Annotated in this window: 16 protein-coding genes; 8 read left to right on the top strand and 8 right to left on the bottom strand. The window is 69.6% G+C overall.

Annotated elements, in window-relative coordinates; all coding sequences use genetic code 11:
• Nucleotides 1–52: 52 nt before the first annotated feature.
• Entirely contained in the window at nucleotides 53–1183 is a 1131-nt protein-coding gene (locus L3Q65_RS06940; protein WP_237599108.1) for an NAD(P)/FAD-dependent oxidoreductase, read from the top strand.
• On the opposite strand, the gene L3Q65_RS06935 is transcribed toward L3Q65_RS06940, so the two are convergent.
• The 4 genes from L3Q65_RS06935 to L3Q65_RS06920 are packed head-to-tail and all read right to left on the bottom strand — an operon-like array spanning nucleotide 1170 to nucleotide 4487.
• On the bottom strand, nucleotides 1170–2108 hold the full coding sequence (locus tag L3Q65_RS06935) for a GNAT family N-acetyltransferase (protein WP_237599107.1): 939 nt from the start codon (nucleotides 2106–2108) through the stop codon (nucleotides 1170–1172). The two genes, L3Q65_RS06940 and L3Q65_RS06935, sit on opposite strands and share 14 nt — an antisense overlap.
• Nucleotides 2109–2120: 12 nt before the next feature.
• On the bottom strand, nucleotides 2121–2792 hold the full coding sequence (locus L3Q65_RS06930) for an aspartate/glutamate racemase family protein (protein WP_182891799.1): 672 nt from the start codon (nucleotides 2790–2792) through the stop codon (nucleotides 2121–2123).
• Nucleotides 2789–3793 (bottom strand): D-cysteine desulfhydrase, encoded by a 1005-nt coding sequence (locus tag L3Q65_RS06925; RefSeq protein ID WP_237599105.1) that lies wholly within the window; start codon nucleotides 3791–3793, stop codon nucleotides 2789–2791. Before L3Q65_RS06925 ends, L3Q65_RS06930 begins: the two co-directional genes overlap by 4 nt.
• 37 nt (nucleotides 3794–3830) lie before the next feature.
• Complete coding sequence (locus L3Q65_RS06920; protein ID WP_182891801.1) at nucleotides 3831–4487, bottom strand: IclR family transcriptional regulator; 657 nt, start codon at nucleotides 4485–4487, stop codon at nucleotides 3831–3833.
• A 131-nt stretch (nucleotides 4488–4618) separates the two neighbouring features.
• Between L3Q65_RS06920 and L3Q65_RS06915 the strand changes: the two genes are divergently transcribed.
• Nucleotides 4619–6484 carry an FAD-binding monooxygenase gene (locus L3Q65_RS06915; protein ID WP_237599104.1) on the top strand — a complete coding sequence of 622 codons (1866 nt, stop codon included), beginning with the start codon at nucleotides 4619–4621 and terminating at the stop codon, nucleotides 6482–6484.
• Between the two features lie 3 nt (nucleotides 6485–6487).
• Here the strand turns inward: L3Q65_RS06915 and L3Q65_RS06910 are convergent, their stop codons facing one another.
• Both L3Q65_RS06910 and L3Q65_RS06905 read right to left on the bottom strand, forming a co-directional pair.
• Nucleotides 6488–7915, bottom strand: a complete 1428-nt coding sequence (locus L3Q65_RS06910; RefSeq protein ID WP_237599102.1) for an alpha/beta hydrolase — start codon at nucleotides 7913–7915, stop codon at nucleotides 6488–6490.
• Between the two features lie 73 nt (nucleotides 7916–7988).
• Nucleotides 7989–9143, bottom strand: coding sequence for an epoxide hydrolase family protein (locus tag L3Q65_RS06905; RefSeq protein ID WP_237599100.1), 1155 nt, complete (start codon nucleotides 9141–9143; stop codon nucleotides 7989–7991).
• Nucleotides 9144–9225: 82 nt separating this feature from the next.
• Here L3Q65_RS06905 and L3Q65_RS06900 point away from each other — a divergent pair, with 82 nt between their 5' ends.
• The 5 genes from L3Q65_RS06900 to L3Q65_RS06880 all read left to right on the top strand — a co-directional run bounded on the left by L3Q65_RS06900 (nucleotide 9226) and on the right by L3Q65_RS06880 (nucleotide 14366).
• The gene (locus L3Q65_RS06900; protein ID WP_237599099.1) at nucleotides 9226–9789 is read left to right on the top strand and encodes an ABATE domain-containing protein; all 564 of its coding nucleotides are present in this window, start codon (nucleotides 9226–9228) and stop codon (nucleotides 9787–9789) included.
• 106 nt (nucleotides 9790–9895) lie between these two features.
• Nucleotides 9896–12004: a 2Fe-2S iron-sulfur cluster-binding protein gene (locus L3Q65_RS06895; protein ID WP_237599098.1), complete on the top strand. Its 2109-nt coding sequence runs from the start codon at nucleotides 9896–9898 to the stop codon at nucleotides 12002–12004.
• 113 nt (nucleotides 12005–12117) lie between these two features.
• Nucleotides 12118–12915, top strand: a complete 798-nt coding sequence (locus L3Q65_RS06890) for a helix-turn-helix transcriptional regulator (protein WP_182891807.1) — start codon at nucleotides 12118–12120, stop codon at nucleotides 12913–12915.
• 33 nt (nucleotides 12916–12948) lie between these two features.
• Nucleotides 12949–14064, top strand: coding sequence for a sialidase family protein (locus L3Q65_RS06885; protein ID WP_182891808.1), 1116 nt, complete (start codon nucleotides 12949–12951; stop codon nucleotides 14062–14064).
• Nucleotides 14061–14366 carry a MoaD/ThiS family protein gene (locus tag L3Q65_RS06880; RefSeq protein ID WP_182891809.1) on the top strand — a complete coding sequence of 102 codons (306 nt, stop codon included), beginning with the start codon at nucleotides 14061–14063 and terminating at the stop codon, nucleotides 14364–14366. Before L3Q65_RS06885 ends, L3Q65_RS06880 begins: the two co-directional genes overlap by 4 nt.
• 418 nt (nucleotides 14367–14784) lie before the next feature.
• On the opposite strand, the gene L3Q65_RS06875 is transcribed toward L3Q65_RS06880, so the two are convergent.
• Both L3Q65_RS06875 and L3Q65_RS06870 read right to left on the bottom strand, forming a co-directional pair.
• The gene (locus tag L3Q65_RS06875; RefSeq protein ID WP_182891810.1) at nucleotides 14785–15123 is read right to left on the bottom strand and encodes a DUF3140 domain-containing protein; all 339 of its coding nucleotides are present in this window, start codon (nucleotides 15121–15123) and stop codon (nucleotides 14785–14787) included.
• Between the two features lie 6 nt (nucleotides 15124–15129).
• Nucleotides 15130–15906, bottom strand: coding sequence for a FadR/GntR family transcriptional regulator (locus L3Q65_RS06870; RefSeq protein ID WP_182891811.1), 777 nt, complete (start codon nucleotides 15904–15906; stop codon nucleotides 15130–15132).
• Nucleotides 15907–15961: 55 nt separating this feature from the next.
• On the opposite strand from L3Q65_RS06870, the gene L3Q65_RS06865 reads away from it, so the two are divergent.
• On the top strand, nucleotides 15962–18745 hold the full coding sequence (locus L3Q65_RS06865) for an FAD-binding and (Fe-S)-binding domain-containing protein (protein WP_237599097.1): 2784 nt from the start codon (nucleotides 15962–15964) through the stop codon (nucleotides 18743–18745).
• Nucleotides 18746–18749 lie beyond the last annotated feature (4 nt).

The following is an 18749-nucleotide window of genomic DNA, read 5'->3' as shown; positions in this document are numbered from 1 at the left end:
TCCGGTGCGTCCAGCACGTCCCCTCGGCCCGTATCCGGAAGGGGAATTCGCTGTGCCCGGAAAACTTCGCGTCCTGATCATCGGAGCCGGCGTCGGCGGTCTCGCGCTCGCCCAGGGATTGCACCGCGCCGGTGTGGACGTCACAGTCCGCGAACGCGATATCTCAGCCGCCGACCGGTTGCAGGGGTATCGCCTGCGGCTCGACCCGCACGGCCTCGACGCGCTCGAGCGGCTGCTTCCTGCGCATCTCAGCCAGGCGATCTGGGATGCCAGTTCGACGCCGTCGCGTACCAGCTACCTCAACCGGACGCCGCCGGAGGAACCCGTCGAACGCTATGTCTCGATCAACCGCCTCACCCTGCGCGAGATCCTCCTCCACGGACTGGACGACGTCGTCGAGTTCGGCCGCGAGTGCACCGGCTACCGCCTGGACGACACCGTCACCGCGACGTTCGCCGACGGATCCACCGCTTCCGCGGACGTCTTGGTCGCCGCCGACGGCGTGAATTCCGTGCTACGACGGCAATATCTGCCGCACGCTCGCGTCGTGGACACCGGCGTGCGCATCATGTACGGCCGCTTCCCGCTCTCCCGCGAGACCGCCGAACTGATCCCCGACGAATGGTTCGGCATCTACCGCGGGCTGTTCGGCCCGGACAACCAGCACATCGGCATCGCCCCGGTCCACTCCCGGCGTCCGGTGTCGTTGCCGGGCCTCACCGACACCAGCGACTACGTGATGTGCCTGCTCGCCGCGCGCACCGAACTGCTGCCGTACTCCGACGACGAACTCCGCGCCGCCTCCGGCCTTGAGCTGCGGAACATGACAGTTTCCTTGGCGCGCAAGTGGAATCCGAAAGCGAGCGAGCTGCTGGCCCTCGCCGATCCCGAGACGCTGTTCCCGATCTTCATGCGCACGAGCGTGCCGATCGAGCCGTGGCCGACAACGCCGGTGACCCTGCTCGGAGACGCGATCCACGCGATGAGCCCAGCGGTGGGCGTCGGCGCGAACATCGCCCTGCGCGACGCCGAACTGCTCGCCGCGAAGCTCACCGAGACCGATGTCCTCCCGGCGCTGCGCGAGTACGAAACGGCGATGATCGACTACGGCTTCGACGCGGTCCGAATGTCCGCGAAGTTCGGCGCGATGCGGATGGGACAGCCGCCGCTCACGCGGGCTTGAGCATCGGCACGTCCCGGCACACCTCGCGGAATCCAACGCCGTAGTACAACCCCCGCGCCGACGGATGCCCGGGCGCACCAAGACAAGCAACCGTCGCGTGGGCAGCCCCGGCCGCGCGCGCACGATCCATCCCGTGCAGCAACATCGCCCGCCCCAACCCCAACCGCCGATAGCCCGGATGCGTGCCCACCGGCTCGAACTCGACGGTCTTGTTCACCTCGTCCAACCACATGATCGTCGACGCCGCCATCGTCCCGTCCGGCGCTTCGACCAGGACATGCAGGTCACCGCGATAAGCCGGAGTCGCGCGCACGCCCTCGTAGCCGTCCAGCGTGTACGCGGTCACGCCCCAAGCGTCCGCATGCGCCTGGACAGCCGCCTCCGGTCCCGCGTCGGCGGCGGTACGGAAGCGGAATCCGGACGGCAGCACCGGCGTTTCGAGCACCTCGAGGTCGCGTTCGTTCAGCTGCGTCCAGGATCCGGTGTCGCCGAGGCCGTCCGGATCGGGCCTGTAGCCGTGCGCTGCCCAGCGTTCCAGGCCGAACTTGTCGGCCGCTCCGGGAAGCACGGTGCGTTCGAGGCCGTCCGCGGCGGCGTCGAACCATTCGATCACGTCGTCGGCCAGCCCGGCGTGGTCGGGATGCACCTGATATGCCAGATAAGCACCGGTGACATCCTTGGCGGAGCCGTCATTGAGCCGCACGCTCCGGGGCAGTTGCGCCCAGCCCCACGCGGCCAGGCCGTCGCCCGCGAACCACAGCCGGCGGACCCAGCTCGCGCCTTGTGCGGCATGGCCTTTGCCCCAGTTCCAGGCCAGCTCGCCGTAGGAGGCGTCGCTGTTGACGAGTTCCGGGCGCACGGCGGTGATCCGCTGCGCGAGATCCTGCATGAGCAGCACATCCGCGGCGGTCAGCAGATCAGTCATGGCCGGACTCTGTCAGGCGGGCGGCCGGACGTCGACCGGTTTTCCGCCGCAGCGGCGGATCACCGCGTCGGCGAGCAGATCCGTCGGGTCCAGCACCTTGCCCGACTTCCCCGCCGCCAACGGAAGTTCTGTGCACGCCAGCACCGACAACGGCGCGTCGACCCGCGCCCGGTCGAAATGCGCCGCACCACCGGCTATATCGCCGCGTTTCACCGCCGCCACCGCTGCGTCGACTTCCCGCTGCCCCGCCTCGGACGGCACTACCCACTCGACCTCGGGTACTCGCCGTTGGTACAGCCCGGCGGCGATCGTCCCGCGAGTGCCGAGCAGTCCGACCGGACCCGTTCGCCCGGCAAGGAATTCCGCCGTTTCCGCGACCATGTCCACGAACGGCGCCCCGCTGTCCGCGGCCAGCCGGGGCAGGAAGAAATGCGCGGTATGGCAAGGAATCGCGATCACGGACGCGCCGAGGTCCCGCAGTTTTCCCGCCCCGGCAAGCAATGCCGGGTACGGATCGGTGCTCCCGTCGAGAACCGCGGCGACCCGGTCCGGCACCGTCGGGTCCGCCCAGATCGCCACGCGAAGGTGGTCTTGATCGCGCTCGGCAGCTGTGCGCGCGATGAGCTTCGCGTAGAACTCCGCGGTCGCCGCGGGACCCATGCCGCCGAGGATGCCGGCGATCACTGGAACGTCGACCGGTAGCCGAACAGTCCGGCGACGCCTCCGGTGTGCACGAACACCACCCGGTCGGCCGCGGCGAACCGGCCGTCCTCGATCCCGCCGAGCAGGCCGGCGAATCCTTTTCCGGAGTACACCGGGTCCAGCAGGATCCCTTCGGTCTCGGCGAGCAGCCGCACCGCGTCCGCCATGGACTGGGTCGGCACGCCGTAGCCCTCGCCGACCCAGCGGTCGTCCACCAGCACGTCGTCGCGGGAAACCTCGGCGCCGATCAGCTCCGCCGCCCGGCCGGCGAGCCCGTGCACCGCGTCGATCTGCCGTGCTTCCGGCTGCCGCACGCTGACGCCGAGCACTCGCGCGGGACTGTGCACCGCGCGCAATCCGGCGACGAGCCCGGCCTGTGTGCCAGTGCTGCCGGTCGCGTGCACTACCCAGTCGACCGGGACCGGCGCGGCGTCCAGTTCCAGCGCGCACTGGACGTACCCGAGCGCGCCGATCGGATTCGACCCGCCGCCCGGGATCACGTACGGCCGCCGTCCCTCCGCGCGCAGCTTCGCGGCCACGTCCTCCATCGCCGCTGGCATATCAGTTCCGGCCGGCACACGGTCCACGATGTCCGCGCCGAGCAGTTCGTCGAGGAACACATTGCCGGAGTTCTCGTACTCCTCGTCGCGCACCTGCCGTTGTTCCAGCAGCAGTTTGCAGGACAGCCCGGCGCGCGCGGCGGCCGCGGCGGTCTGCCGGGCGTGGTTGGACTGCGTCGCGCCCTGGGTGATCAGCGTGTCGGTGCCCTGCGCGAGCGCGTCGCCGACGAGGAATTCCAGCTTGCGCGTCTTGTTGCCGCCGGTCGCCAATCCGGTGCAGTCGTCGCGTTTGATCCAGAGGTCCGGTACGTCCCGGTGCCGTTCGCGCAGCCGCGCGGTGAGCCGCTCCAGCGGTTCGAGCGGGGTCGGGAAGTGTCCGAGCGGGAAGCGGGCGAAGCGCGTCGTCTGTACCACGGACGCCATCGTGCGTCCCGGGCCCGGCCGCTGTCCACCGCGTCCGTCACGGATGCAGTTCGGCCCGGATCACCTGCGCCGCCCGCGCCAGCCGCGCGCCGATCGCAGAGATATCAGCCGGACCGGTCAAATACACCACCGCGAGCGCGGCCGGATGCTGCCCGGGCACCGCGAGCGGCACCGCGATCGACGACAGCCCGGGAATCACCTCGTCGTGACTGGTTTCGTACGGCGTTTTTTCCCCGCGCAGCTGTTGCAGGATCGCGCGACCCGGCGCGCCGTCGGTGATCGGATGCCGGCTGCCCGGCCGCTGTGCCACCGCCGCCGTCGCCTGCCGCGGTTCGACGCTGGCCAGCGTGACCACGGAATCCTCGCCGTCGAGCGTCGCCAGGAACGCCGTCATGCCGAGTTCGTTCGCGAGCACGGTCAACTCGGGCAGCGCGGTCGACTGAAGATCACGGGAAACGTTGCGCGCCAACGCCGCCAGCCGCGCTCCCAGTTCCAATTCGCCATTCGCGCCGCGCACGACCAGCCCGTGGTCCTCAAGCGTGCGCACGATGCGGTAGGCGATCGACCGGTGCAGCCCGAGCCGCGAAGCCAGCTCGCCGATCGACAGCGGCGCGTCGGCCTCGGCGAGCACTTCGAGCGCGGTGAGCCCGCGCGACAACGTCTGCGACCCGGCCGCTTGCTTGGCTTCCGTCACGACTCGGTCCTTCCCCGCGGGGTCTTGTGCACCGGAGCGGCCCACCTTAGCATCGTTGTAATCAATAATTGAACAACGAGTTCTATTATCGAACACGGTCCCCTGGTGCTCACAGTGAGGTGAGGAAATCCATGCAGTTCCACCACCACGGCTACGTTTCCGGCGAACCGCGCGTCCTCCCCGCCGCCGGAACCGGAATCGACCGGCCCGCGGAACTGCCGGACGAGGTCGACGTGCTGATCGTGGGCACCGGCCCCGCGGGCATGATCACCGCCGCGCAGCTGTCCCGGTTCCCGCACGTCGCCACGCGCATCGTCGAACGCCGGGGCGGGCGGCTCGAGGTCGGGCAGGCGGACGGGATCCAGGCGCGCAGCGTCGAAACGTTCCAGGCCTTCGGGTTCGCGAACCGGATCGTCGAGGAGGCCTACCGGATCACCACGATGTCGTTCTGGAAACCCGATCCCGCCGATCCGAAGCGCATCGTCCGCTCGTCGCGCGTGCCCGACGACCCGACCGGGATCAGCGAATTCCCGCACCTCATCGTGAACCAGGCCCGCGTGCAGGACTATTTCGCCGAGTACATGGCCCACTCGCCGAGCCGGATGACGCCCGATTTCGGCCTGGAATTCCAGTCGCTGACCATTACCGAGGGCGACGAATATCCGGTGACCGTCACGCTGCGGCATACCGCCGGCCCGCGCACCGGCGAGGATCGCGTTGTCCGAGCGAAATACGTGGTCGGCTGCGACGGCGCCCGCAGCGCGGTGCGCGAGTCGATCGGCAGGCAGCTCGTCGGCGATCAGGCTTTGCACGCGTGGGGCGTGATGGACGTCCTCGCCGTCACCGATTTCCCGGACATCCGCACGAAATGCGCCATCCAGTCCCACGACGGCGGCAACATCCTGCTGATCCCCCGCGAGGGCGGCGCACTGTTTCGGATGTATGTCGATCTAGGCGAGGTCTCCGAGGACGACCACGGCGCGGTGCGGAAGACGACGATCGACCAGATCATCGCGCGCGCCAACGCGATCATGCATCCCTACACTGTGGACGTCAAGAATGCGGCCTGGCACAGCGTGTACGAGGTCGGCCACCGGCTCACGGACAAATTCGACGACGTTCCCGCCGGCGACACCCGGCTGCCGCGCGTCTTCATCACCGGCGACGCCTGCCACACGCACAGCGCGAAAGCCGGACAGGGCATGAACGTCTCGATGCAGGACGGGTTCAACATCGGCTGGAAACTCGGCCACGTCCTCGACGGCCGCGGTCCCGCTTCGCTGCTGTCCACCTACTCCGCGGAACGCCAGCTGATCGCGAAAAACCTCATCGACTTCGACAAGGAATGGTCGACCCTCATGGCGGCCCGGCCCGAAGACCTGGCCGATCCGGCGGAGCTGGAAGAGTTCTACGTGAAGACCTTCGAATTCCCGTCCGGTTTCCTGACGTGCTACCAGCCTTCCGTGCTCATCGCCACGCCCGAACACCAAGATCTGGCGACCGGGTTCCCGATCGGCAAACGCTTCAAGTCGGCACCCGTCATGCGAGTCTGCGACGCGAACCTGATCCACTTAGGACACCACGCCCAGGCCGACGGCCGCTGGCGCGTCTACGTTTTCGGACCCGCCGCCCCGGTGGCCGATTTCGCCTGCTGGCTCGGGAATTCCCCGGACTCGCCGGTCGTGGCCCACACCCCGGAGAATCTGGACATCGACGCCTGGTTCGACGTGAAGGTGATCTACCCGCAGCCGTACGAGGAGGTCGATCTCGGCGAGGTTCCCGAGGTTTTCCTGCCCCGCACCGGCCCCTTCTCGCTGATCGACTACGAGAAGGTCTACGCGGCAGATCCCGCGGACGACATCTTCGCCGCCCGCGGGATCTCGCCGGATGGCGCGGTCGTGGTGGTCCGGCCGGACCAGTACGTCGCGAACGTCCTTCCCCTCACCGCAACCGCCGGACTGGCCGCGTTCTTCGCGCCGATCTTCAGCACCGAATAGCCGTCAAGAACGCTCGGCCGGGCAGAAACGGTCCCGCGCCGGGAAGTTCCCGCCGACCAGGTACGCCGTCGCCGCGTCGTTCAGGCAGTTGTTCGCGCCCGCCCCGTAAGCGACGTGCCCGCCCTGGTCAGCGGTGACCATCCGGGCCCGGGAGCCGAGCGCCCACCGCGTGCGCAAGGCCCCGGGCAACGGCGTCGCCGGGTCGCGGAGGTTCTGCACCATCAGCACGTCGGCCGGTCCGGCGCCGGTGATCCGCACCTTCTGCTCCACCGGCGCCGGCCAGTACGCACACGCCCGGATATTGGCGGCGTAAGCGCCGTACATCGGGTACCGCGTCCGGTCGATCTCGACGTTGCGCTGATAGGTCCGCACGGACGTCGGCCACCGCGAATCGCCGCAGATCACCCCGAGGTAGCCGACCGGGAAGCTGCCGCGATCACTGGTCGGCTTCGCGGCCGCGCCGGGGAGCGGCTGATGCGTGTCGAGCAGATGCCAATACGTGGCAAGCTCCTGGAAACTCGCGTCATTCCGGAGCTCCCCGGACGTGAAGCCGCGGAACGCCGTCCCGTCGAACCCGGATTCCGGTTTCCGGTCCAGCCGGTCCGCCAGCTCGTAGTACTTCGCCGTCACCGCCGCCGGAGTCGCGCCCAGGTGATAGTCCTGGTCGTGCTTCGCGGCGAACTCGGCGAAGTCGGGGAACCGCAGCTGGAAACCCATGCCTTGCGCCCGCAACGCCTCGACGTCGTAGCCCTCCGGCGGCAAGCTGCTGTCCAGCACGATCCGGTCGCTGCGGTCCGGGAACAACGTCGTGTACACCGCGCCGAGGTAGGTGCCGTACGACTCCCCGTAGTAGGAAATCTTCGCCTCGCCCAGGGCTTCCCGGATCCGGTCCATGTCCCGCGCCGTGTTGGCGGTGGTGATGAAGGGCAACAGGTCCGCGGTCTCCGAACTCGTGCACTGCCTGGCGATCCGCTGCGCCGACTCGGCCGACTTCGCCACCTCCGCCGGGTTGTGCGGATAGGGCGGGTTGGCCGCGAGCGTCTTGTCGGCGTCGTTCAGGCCGCAGGTCAGCCCCGCGCTGGAGCCGACCCCGCGCGGATCGAAGCCGACGATGTCATAGCTGTCCCGCACTGCCTGCGGAAACGGCTGCGCCAGCGGGACGCGCAACCCCGCGATGCCCGGACCGCCGGGGTTGACCAGCAGCACCCCGCGCCGCTTCTCCGGCTTCGCCGCGGACAGCCGGGACACCGCGAGGTCGATCGTCCGCCCCTCCGGATGCCGGTAGTCCAGCGGAACGGTCACGGTCGAACACTCCAGGCCGGGCTGACCCGGGCAAGCGCCCCACCGCATTGGCCCAGCCGACGCTGGGGCCGCGGACACCACCCCCGCCAGCACCGCTGCGGCGAGCGCGATCGGCATGGTCTTTCGCATTCAGCTCTCCTTCTCGGATCGGAGTTGCCGATTCACCACACCAGCCGACGCCGGGCCCGACCCCTGCCATTTGTCACCCCCGCAGCACCGCGGCGAGCCCTTCGCGCAGGTCGCGGACGAAGTACTCCGGCACTTCCAGCGACGGGAAATGCCCGCCTCGTTCCGGCTCGCGCCACCGGACGATCTGCCGGAACCGCTCCTGCGCCCAGGGACGCGGGGTTTTCTCCGTGTCGCGCGGGTACATGCTGATCGCCGCCGGAACGTCCACGCGCAGTTCGGGATCCAGCGAATTGTGGCTCTCGTAGTAAATCCTGGCCGCCGACGCTCCGGATCGCGTCAGCCAGTACAACGTGACGTCGTCCAGGACACGGTCCCGGGAAATAGTCTCGAAAGGACTGTTCTCGGTGTCCGACCATTCCGCGAACTTGTCCACGATCCAGGCCAGCAGCCCGACCGGCGAGTCGACGAGCGAGTACCCGATGGTCTGCGGCCGGGTCGCCTGCTGTTTCGCATACGCCGCGCGATGCCGCCAGAAATGGCGGGTTTCCTCGGTCCACCGGCGCTCTTGCGCGGTCAGGCCGTCAGCCGGCAACCCGGGCGGGCCTTCCGCGAAGAGCGTGTGGACACCGAGAACCCGCTCCGGGAACCGTCCGGCGAGAACTGTGGTGATATTGCCGCCCCAGTCGCCGCCGTGGGCCAAGAACTCGCGATACCCGAGTCGTTCCATCAACTGCACCCACGCGGCCGCGATCTTTTCCGTTCCCCAGCCTGTCGTGGCCGGTTTGTCGCTGTATCCGAAGCCGGGCAGCGACGGAATCACGACGTGAAAAGCCGGCACGCTGGGGTCTTCGGGATCCGCCAAGGCGTCCACGACGTCGACGAACTCCGCGACGCTGCCCGGCCAGCCGTGCGTCACGATCAGCGGGGTGGCGTCCGCACGCGGGGACCGGCGGTGCAGGAAGTGGATTCCCAGCCCGTCGATGGCGGTCCGGAACTGGCCGATCCGGCCAAGGCGCGTCTCGAACGAACGCCAGTCGTGCTCGGTGCGCCAGTAGTGCACGAGATCGACCAGGTCGGCGAGCGGAACGCCCTGGTCCCAGCGGCGCGGACCGTGCACCGTTTCGGCTTCCGGAAGCCTCGCCGCGGCTAGCCGCGCCCGGAGATCGTCGAGCTCAGCGTCCGTCGCCCGGGCTTCGAATGCTTCTGCTTCGCTGGTCAGAGCGGTCATGGGTCCTCCTCGCGTGACTGGAACCGGCTAAGACGGTTCTAGCAGCTGCCCACCGCCAAGCGCAACCGGCTAAGCTGGTTCCATGCCTGCTGGGTTCCCTGACTTCCGCCTCGGCACCGTGCTCGCGACCAGCTTCACGGCGACCCTGACCGAGCGCCGCGGCGAGGCCGTCGAGCGCATTCCGACCCCGCAGCGGCTCGCGGATTGGCTCGCGGTGAGCGGCCTCGCCGTCGACTCCTGCACCACCGGGCAACTCGAACTCGCCCGGGAACTGCGGGAGTCGATTCACGCCGCCGCGACCGCGGCCGCACTCCAGGATCCGCTCCCCGCCGCTGCGGTCGAGATCATCAATGCCCGCAGCGCACAGGGCAGGGCCTCAGCGGTCCTGACGCCGGACGGCGAACGGCGTTGGCAACTCGACTCGGCTACCGCGGTGGAGGACGCCCTCGGAGTGATCGCCGCCGACGCGATCAGCATCCTCTCGGGCGAACGGGACGGGAAACTGGCCTTGTGCGCGTCGCCGACCTGCCAGGCCGCGTTCTTCGACACCAGCCAGAGCCGCACCCGCAGGTGGTGCGACATGAACACGTGCGGGAACCGGCAGAAGAAGGCGCGCTTCAACGCGAACCGCGCGGCGGCGAAGTGACCCTCGGAATGTGAGCAAGGTTGTTCCCGAGCCCCGCTGAACACCGGTTTGGCGGGGTCGGAAAAGCGAGTGGCCAAATACCCGAGCTAAAGCTCACAATATAGTCATGACCAGTGAGAACCTGGCAACCTTCGCCCGCCGGACGACCACTGTCGAGGAGCTGGAAGCCGCCATCGGCCGACCCGGCGCGGCGATCATGCTGAAACAACTCGACCGGCTCGACGAAGGCTGCGAAACGATCCTGGCGCACTCGCCGTTCGCCGGCTGCGGCTACCGGACCGCCGACGGCGCCCGGCACAGCACGTTCGCCGGCGGAGCACCCGGCTTCCTGCACGTCCGCTCCCCCACGCAGCTCTGCTTCGCGCTGCCCGCCAATGCCCCGGAACCGGCGATCGACCACGGCATTTCGTTCGTGATCCTGCTCCCCGGCGTCGGCGAAACCCTGCGGCTCAACGGAACTGTCACCGCGACCGAGGGCCGCGAAACCACGGTGGCTGTCCAGGAGGTCTACCTCCACTGTGGACGGTGCGTCTTCCGTTCCAAGCTCTGGCAACCGCGGCCCGTGCGCGCTTCGCCGCCGGCCAGCACCGCCGGCGACGGTCCGCTGGCCCAGCCCGGCATCGCCGATTTCCTGGCTCGCTGCCCGTTCCTGGTCCTCACCACCGGCGACACGGCAGGCGGAAGCGACACCAGCCCGCGCGGCGACCAACCCGGATTCGCCCAGATCGTCGACGGCCGCACGATTCTGCTGCCGGACCGCAACGGCAACAAACGGGCCGACACCGCGCACAACCTGCTCCAAGACCCGGAACTCGCCCTCGCCGCGCTCGTCCCCGGCCGCACCGAGATCCTCCAGCTGCGCGGCACCGCCTCCCTCACCAACGACCCGGCGTTGCTGGAACCCCTGGCCCTCCGCGGAAATCTTCCCCAAGTCGCGCTGATGATCGACGTGACACACGCCGAACTCGTGCACAGCGAGGCGATCGAACGCTCGCGACTGTGGCATCCGGAGGCGCACGTCGACCGTGCCGAGGTGCCCGATCTGATGGCGCTGGCGGTGAAGCACGCGTCGCTCAGCACCGCGGCCGGTGCGCCGACGGGATTCCTGTTCAAGCTGCTCGCGAAGTTCCCGAAACTGATCAGATTCGGCATCGACCGCGGTTACCGCAGCCAGCTCCACGACGAGGGCTATGCCGATTCCGCACCGGAACTCGACCGATCGCTGCGGACCGTGCGGGTTTCCGAGATCCGCCGCGAAACCCCGCAGGCAGTGACCATCGTTTTGACCGACGGTGACAGCTTCGACTTCCGTCCCGGCCAGTTTTTCACCCTGATCGCCGATCTCGACGGCCGGTTGGTGCGCCGGGCGTACTCCGCCTCGTCCAGGCCCGGAACGAAGCGGCTCGAAGTGACCGTGAAACGCGTCGCCAACGGTCGTTTCTCGACCTACCTGCACGACCATCTGCGAGTCGGCGACCGGCTGCGGGTGCGCGGCCCGTCCGGTTCATTCCGCCCTGACCCGCGCGCGGACCTCGTGCTGATCGCCGCGGGCAGCGGAATCACGCCGATGATGAGCGTCCTCCGCACGCGGCTTGCGCGGCCGGGCCGCAGCCGGATCTCGCTGCTGTACGCGAGCCGGTCTTCGGACGAAACCATCTTCGCCGCTCAGCTGGCCCGTTTGCAGCAACGCCATCCGCGGCGGTTGCGGATCACGCACGTGCAGTCGCGTCCGGACGCCGACTGGGCCGGCGAACGCGGCCGCATCGACGAGGACCTGCTGCGCCGCTGGCTGGGCGACGCTTCCCCGGCGGCCGAGTACTGCGTCTGCGGGCCTGCACCGGTGACGGCCGCGGCCAGGGCGGTGGTCGGCGAACTGGGCGTGCCGGACGGGCGATTCCACGAGGAGCGGTACACCAGCGGCGCTTTCGACCCGGCAATGAGCAGTGCTCCGCGGGAAATGGTCGTCGAGAACGTCGGAGCGGCGACGGTCGAACCCGGTGACACGTTGCTCGATGCCGGGCTCGCTGCGGGGTTGCCGATGCCGTATTCGTGCACTGTCGGGAATTGCGGCGAGTGCTTGGTTCGCTTGCGCTCGGGGGAGGTGGCGATGAAGCAGCCGAATTGCCTGACGCCCCGGCAACGTGCGGACGGGTACGTGCTGGCTTGCGTGAGCTGCCCGCGTTCGGATGTCGTCGTCGAGGCGGAGGACGGCTGACACACCTGCTTCGCTCCCGGCGAATTCCCCACGGCTCGGCCCCGCGACGGCGGACGCCCCGGAATTGTCGGTCCCCCGATTTACCATGGCGGAACATCCGAGGAGGTGTGCACATGCGGGACGCCGTGCTGGAGGCGGCGAGGTTCCTGGCCGCCGGACGCACCCGGCAGCTCACGCTCGAGGACGTGGCCGACCACGTCCGGTACAGCCCGTTCCACCTGGCGCGCGCGTTCGAGCGGGAGATCGGCCTGCCGCCGGGGAAATTCCTTGCCGCGCAACGGTTCCAGCTCGCCAAGGAATTACTGCTGGACACCGGCGAGAAGGTGGTCGACATCTGCCACGAGGTCGGGTTCTCCGCGCCGGGCACGTTCACCACGCGGTTCACCGCGGCGGTCGGGGTGAGCCCGCACCGGTTCCGGCAGCTGCCCGGCCTCCTCGCCGAGCACCCGCCGGAACCGGTGCGGGTGGCGGGTCCGGACTGCGCGGGCGGGGCGGTCACCGGCCGCGCACTGCTGAGCCCGGCCGCCGTGTCCGCGCTCGACGGAGCCCCGGCGGTGTACGTCGGGCTGTTCTCCGCGTCCTCCGCGCGCGGCGTCCCCGTCAGCGGCTCGCTCCTCGGGCCGGACCTGGAGTTCACGCTCGTCGACGTGCCCGCGGGCACCTACCGGCTGCTGGCCTGCGCACTGCCCTCGTCCGCCGGACCGCGCGCACAGCTCGCGCCGAGCGTGCAGGCGGTCGGCTCGGCCGCCCGGCCGGTGCGGATCCGGGCCGGGCCGGTGCCGCTGCGCCAGGACGTCCGGCTCGACCTCGCGCCCTCGTGGTCGCCTCCGGTGCTGGTCGCGCTGCCCCCGCTGGCGTCGGCGGGAGCGCAAGAATGGAGAGGCGGCGCGCGGCTGGCGAGGTTAGGTTGAACCAGGTCACAGGGCCGTTGTCAGGGAGAAAGCATGCCTGGAGTTCGAGTATTGGTCGGCACGCGCAAGGGCGCGTTCATCCTCACCTCGGACGAGGGCCGCACGCGCTGGGAGGTCGCGGGGCCGCACTTCGGCGGCTGGGAGGTCTACCACCTCGCCGGCTCGCCCGCGGACCCCGACCGGCTGTACGCGTCGCAGTCCACGTCGTGGTTCGGTCAGCTGATCCAGCGTTCCGACGACGGCGGGAAGACCTGGAACCAGGTCGACCACGACTTCGCCTACGAGGGCGGGGCCGGCGACCATCTCTGGTACGACGGAACGCTGAAACCGTGGGAGTTCACGCGGATCTGGCACCTGGAGCCGTCGCTGACCGACCCGGACACGGTGTACGCGGGCGCGCAGGACGCCGCGCTGTACCGCAGCACCGACGGCGGGAAGAGCTGGCGGGAGCTCACCGGGCTGCGCAAGCACACGTCCGGACCGGGCTGGCAGCCGGGCGCGGGCGGACTGTGCCTGCACACGATCATTCTCGACCCGCAGAACTCGAAGCGGATGTTCGCCGCGATCTCCGCCGCGGGCGCGTTCCGCAGCGACGACAGCGGCGAAACCTGGCAGCCGATCAACCGCGGCCTGCATTCCGACGGCATCCCGGACCCGGACGCCGAGGTCGGGCACTGCGTGCACCGGATCGCCCTGCACCCGTCGAGGCCGGACGTGCTGTTCATGCAGAAGCACTGGGACGTCATGCGCTCGGACGACGCGGGCGACCACTGGCGGGAGATCAGCGGCAACCTGCCGAGCGACTTCGGTTTCCCGATCGCGGTGCACCCGCACGAACCGGAAACGGTGTACGTGGTCCCGATCCACAGCGATTCCGAGCACTACCCGCCGGAGGGCAAGCTGCGCGTGTACCGCAGCCGCACCGGCGGCAACGAATGGGAGCCGCTCACCAACGGCCTGCCGCAAGAGAACTGCTACGTGAACATCCTGCGCGACGCGATGGCCGTCGACTCCTGCGACGAGGCGGGCATCTACTTCGGCACCACCGGCGGCCAGGTCTACGCCTCGAACGACGCGGGCGACAGCTGGGCCCCGATCGTGCGCGACCTGCCCGCGGTGTGCTCGGTAGAGGTGCAAACCCTGCGATGACCACCGTCGTGCGCGTCAAGCTGCCCACACACCTGCGCCGCCTGGCGAAGGTCGAGGGAGAAATCCAGCTGCCGGTAGCGGACCCGCCGACGCGGGACGCCCTGCTGGACGCGCTGGAACGCGCCTACCCGCAACTGCGCGGCACAGTCCGCGACACGACCACCGGCAAACGCCGGGCGTTCGTCCGGTTCTTCGCCTGCGAGGAAGACCTGTCGAACACCGCCCCGGACACCGCCCTGCCCGCCCCGGTCCTTTCCGGAGCCGAACCGTTCCTCATCATCGGAGCCATGGCAGGCGGCTGACCAAGAACCACCGGCCGAGGGGAAGAACCCCGGGCCTCGGTGCGTCCCGGGGGCGCACCGAGGCCCGGGGCTTGATCTGCCTGGCCGGTCTCGGCGAATTTCCGGCACCAGAGCGGCCTTCGCGGGACCGTGCGCGAAGTCGTCCTTGGCCGATGGCTCCAGGATCTGCCCGGTGTGCCCGTACGTTGGGCCCATACGTGAGGGGAGAGCCACGCGGCCCGGCCGATGCCACGCACCGCCGTGACGAGACCGCACACGGGAGCTGCGGAGAAAACCCATGCCGTCTTGAGCGCATCTCACGCCCCCACCGCCACCTGCGATCCATTCCGTCCGCGGCGTAACCCGGCGGTCCACCACATCCACAGCAGAAACCGCCCGGCTCACTCCGTCCCCGGCAGAACCCAGCGATCCGGCCGGATCAGTCCCGCACCGGCTTCACCGGGTCATGTCCCAGCGACATCAGCCCTTGGCGCCACCCCGCGTCCCCCGCCACGGGTTCCAGATCGTCTCGGCGCGAGGCGTGCACGCGGTCCACCACGTCGCGCATCACCTCGACGTCGTTCTCGTTCACGTCCGACTTACGTTTGCCCAGGATCGACAGCACCTTCCGGCCGGTCGCGGGGCCCGCGCGGTCGGGCAGGGGCTCGGTTTCCGGGCCGGCTTCCCGGGTGCGCAGCCAGTCGGCCAGCTCCCGTGAGGTCATGTTCACCACCCGGTGGAATTCCGTCCACAGTTCTTCGTCCACGTGCGTGGCCATCATCGATCACCTCCCGGCGTCGGGAGTCCGGTTACCCGGACGGCGCGCGGGCAAACCCGGCAGCGTCGAGTCCACATAGGACCGAGCGCGCGCGGCGATCCGTGCCAGTGCGGCATGTCCTGGCTCCGCGGTGCCGGCCCGGATGCCTTCCGCGATCACCCGGTGGTCCTCCCACGACCGGGTGAGGTCGCCGTGTTCGGCGAGTTCTTCGCGGAGCCGGTCGGCCATCAGACGGCGCATCGGGAGGCGGATCGCGAGCATGCTGCGCAGCAGGATCCGGTTGTGCGCGGCTTCCGCCAGCGCGACGTGGAACTCGGCGTCCGCTTCCAGGAAACGGTCCCGGTCGGTCAACGCCGCCGCCATCCGATCGACCAGATCGGCCAGAACCACCAGCTCAGCGGGGGTTCGGCGGCGGGCGGCCAAAGCGATGACGGTCGATTCGATCGCCTCCCGGGCCTCGACCAGTTCACGGTACTCGGCGACGTCCGACGCGCCCAGCTGCCACGGCACGAAGCTGCTGGCCTCGGGTTCCAGCACGAACGTGCCGACCCCCTGGCGCGTCTCGACCCAGCCGCGCGCCTGCAGCGTCCGGACTGCTTCCCGGACGGTCAGCATCGACACCCCGGCCGAGGCCGCGAACTGCCGCAGCGACGGCAGCGCGGTCCCGGGAGGCCATTCGCCGCCGAGGATCTTCCGGGTCATCTCTTCGACCAGCGAGTCCACCACGCTCACCCGCCGCACCCGGGCCAGCTCCGGCGGCGGTCCCCTCCGTCCCGAGGTCATCGGGTCAGCGTACGGATTGACGATACTGTTTCAAACACCTAAATTCGGACCTGGGATGCCCACCGAAACCGATCTGCTCGCCGACCTCCGCGCGAACGTGCGCGGCGAGGTGCACGCTGACGTCCGCCGTCGCGCGGAGTACTCCACCGACGCGTCCAATTACCGCGTCGTCCCGCAGGTGGTCGTCCTGCCGTGGGAGACCGGCGACGTTCTCGCGGCCCTCGAAATCGCCCGCCGCCACGGCGTTCCGCTGACCAGCCGCGGCGGCGGCACGTCGGTCGCGGGCAACGCGATCGGGCCGGGGGTGGTGATCGACTTTTCGCGGCATCTCAACCGCATTGTCGACTTGGACCCCAAAGCGCGGACCGCGGTCGTCCAGCCTGGCGTCGTCCTCGCGGACCTCCAGCGCGCCGCCGCGCCGCACGGCCTGCGCTTCGGACCCGACCCGTCCACCCACGCCCGCGCGACGCTCGGCGGCATGATCGGCAACAACGCCTGCGGCCCGCACGCGATCGCGTACGGCCGGACCGCGGACAACGTTCGCGAACTCAGCGTGGTCGACGGCACCGGACGCCAGTTCACTGCCGGTCCGTCGGACGCGGTGCCGGGCCTCACCGAACTGATCGGCACCCGGCTCAGCCTGCTGCGCACCGAATTCGGCCGGTTCAGCCGTCAGGTGTCCGGCTACTCGCTCGAACACTTGCTGCCGGAGAACGGCCGGTCGCTCGCCCGCGCGCTGGTCGGCACCGAAGGCACCCTGGCGGTCACGCTCGAAGCGACCGTCGATCTCGTCGACGTCTCCCCCGCCCGGTTGCTGGTCGTGCTCGGCTATCCGGACATGGCGACCGCCGGCGACGTCGTGCCCGGGCTGCTCCCGCACCGGCCGCTGGCGGTCGAAGGGCTCGACGCCCGGCTGGTCGACCTGGTGCGCCACCACCGCGGCGCCGTGCCCGCGCTCCCGGACGGCGGCGGCTGGCTGATGATCGAGGTCGGCGGCGAGACGGAAGCCGAGGCCCGGCACAACGCCGAACGGCTCGTCAAAGACTCCCAGGCGCTCGACCACGTCGTGCTGGCGCAAGGCGCCGAGGCCGCCGCGATGTGGCGGATCCGCGAGGACGGCGCCGGGCTCGCGGGCCGCACTCCGACCGGCGAGCAGGCGTGGCCCGGCTGGGAGGACGCCGCGGTCCCGCCCGGACGGCTCGGCGCGTATTTGCGGGATTTCGACGCTCTCCTGGACGAATTCGGTCTCGAAGGACTTCCCTACGGCCACTTCGGCGACGGCTGCGTGCACGTCCGGCTCGGCCTGCCGCTCGAACGCGACGCCTCAGTGTTCCGCGCGTTCATGACCGCCGCCGCGAAGCTGGTCGTCGGCTACGGCGGCTCGTTCTCCGGTGAGCACGGCGACGGCCGGGCGCGCGGCGAACTGCTGCCGCAGATGTATTCGGCCGAAACGATCGAACTGTTCGGCGCGGTCAAGAATCTCTTCGATCCCGGCGATCTGCTCAACCCGGGCGTCGTCGTCCAGCCCCATCCGCTCGACGTCGATCTCCGCCGCCCGCAAGCACATCCGCTCCCCGTCGTCGCGGGCGGATTCTCCTTCTCGCACGACGGCGGCGACTTCGCCCGCGCCGTGCACCGCTGCGTGGGAGTCGGGAAATGCCGCGCCGACAATCGTGCGGCCGGTGGTTTCATGTGCCCGTCCTATCTCGCCACTCGCGACGAAAAGGACAGCACGCGCGGCCGCGCCCGGGTCTTGCAGGAGGTCGCGAACGGCTCGCTGGTTTCGGGATGGCCGGACGCCGCGGTCCACGAATCGCTCGATCTTTGCTTGTCGTGCAAGGCATGCAGCAGCGACTGCCCGGCCGGGGTGGATCTGGCGCAGTACAAATCCGAAGCACTGCACCGGAAATACCGGCACCGAATCCGTCCGGTCTCGCATTACACGCTGGGCCGGTTGCCGGACTGGATCCGCCTGCTGCACCGAATCCCGGTGCTCGGCCCGCTCGTCGTCAACGCGCTGATGTCGGTCCGGCCGATCGAGAAGGTCCTGTTAGCACTGTCCGGAGCAGACACTCGGCGGCGCGCACCACGATTCGCCCGCCGCTCGTTCACCCGGTCCCGGCGCGGGATCCGCGAGCAGGGACCGGAAGTGGTGCTGTGGGCGGATTCCTTTTCGGACGGCATGGACACCGACGTCGCCGAATCCGTCGCAGCGGTGCTCAATGACGCCGGATACCGCGTGCTCGTCCCGCCGCGTCGTCCGTGCTGCGGGCTCACCTGGATCACCACCGGCCAGCTCGACACGGCCCGCCGAAAGCTCCGCGACCTCGTGCACACCCTGCGCCCCTACGCGCAGGCCGGGCTGCCGATCGTCGGCGTCGAACCGTCGTGCACTGCCGTTCTGCGGTCGGACCTACTGGACCTGTTCCCGGGCGATCCAGACGCCGCAACGGTTTCCGGCGCGGTCACTACGCTCGCCGAACTCCTCGCGAAGACAGAGGGCTGGCAAGCCCCTGACCTGTCCGGCACCACGGTGGTCGCGCAGCCGCATTGCCACCATCACTCAGTGATGGGTTTCGAGGCCGACCGAGCCCTGCTCGCGGCGACCGGCGCGGAACTGCACACTCTCGCCGGATGCTGCGGCCTGGCCGGAAACTTCGGCATGGAACGCGGCCACTACGACGTTTCCGTCGCCGTGGCGGAGAATGCACTGCTTCCGGCGCTACGCGCAAACCCGGACGCGGTGTTCCTCGCCGACGGTTTCTCCTGCCGCACCCAAGCCGATCAACTGGCCGGCGTCCGCGGTGTCCACTTGGCACAGTTGCTGAAGCGACGCTGAAGCA

It is taken from the genome of Amycolatopsis sp. FU40, assembly GCF_021903635.1.
Taxonomy (GTDB): domain Bacteria; phylum Actinomycetota; class Actinomycetes; order Mycobacteriales; family Pseudonocardiaceae; genus Amycolatopsis; species Amycolatopsis dendrobii.
The sequence above is the reverse complement of the archived record's forward strand: the minus strand, read 5'-3'. Positions and strand labels throughout refer to the sequence as shown.